Genomic DNA, 641 nt, shown 5'->3' with positions numbered 1-641 from the left:
AAGGGAGCACAGTATGAAGAGGTCAGAAAGCTGGGTAAAGGCGACTATCTGGTGAAGCTGAAAACCAGCCCACAGGCACGAAAAAAATGGCCGGGTCTGGGAGATGAGATGACAGCCCGCCTGCTGACCGTAACGCGCAAAGGGAAAACCAGCCATCTGCTGACGTCGATGACGGACGCCATGCGCTATCCCGGAGGAGAAATGGCAGACCTGTACAGCCATCGCTGGGAAATAGAGCTGGGGTACAGGGAGATAAAACAAACGATGCAACTGAGCAGGCTGACGCTAAGGAGTAAAAAGCCGGAGCTTGTGGAGCAGGAGTTATGGGGCGTGTTACTGGCGTATAATCTGGTGCGATATCAGATGATTAAAATGGCGGGCCATCTGAAAGGATACTGGCCGAATCAGCTGAGCTTCTCAGAATCATGCGGCATGGTCATGAGAATGCTGATGACGCTGCAGGGCGCTTCACCAGGGCGTATCCCGGAGCTGATGCGTGATCTTGAAAGCATGGCGCAACTGGTAAAGTTGCCGACAAGAAGGGAAAGGGCCTTCCCGAGGGTGGTAAAGGAAAGGCCCTGGAGATACCCCACAGCCCCGAAAAAAAGCCAGTCAGTTGCTTAACTGACTGGCATTACAAC

At 53.4% G+C, this 641-nt stretch carries 1 protein-coding gene; it reads left to right on the top strand.

Annotated elements, in window-relative coordinates; all coding sequences use genetic code 11:
* The coding region (locus IM299_RS22775) for a transposase (protein WP_193358134.1) at positions 1 to 624 on the top strand (624 nt) is incomplete at its 5' end.
* Positions 625 to 641: the final 17 nt, after the last annotated feature.

Origin of the sequence: Enterobacter cloacae complex sp. P47BA, from assembly GCF_014930485.1 — a bacterium.
Lineage (GTDB): Bacteria > Pseudomonadota > Gammaproteobacteria > Enterobacterales > Enterobacteriaceae > Enterobacter > Enterobacter bugandensis.
This window is presented reverse-complemented; position numbering and strand designations above follow the sequence as displayed.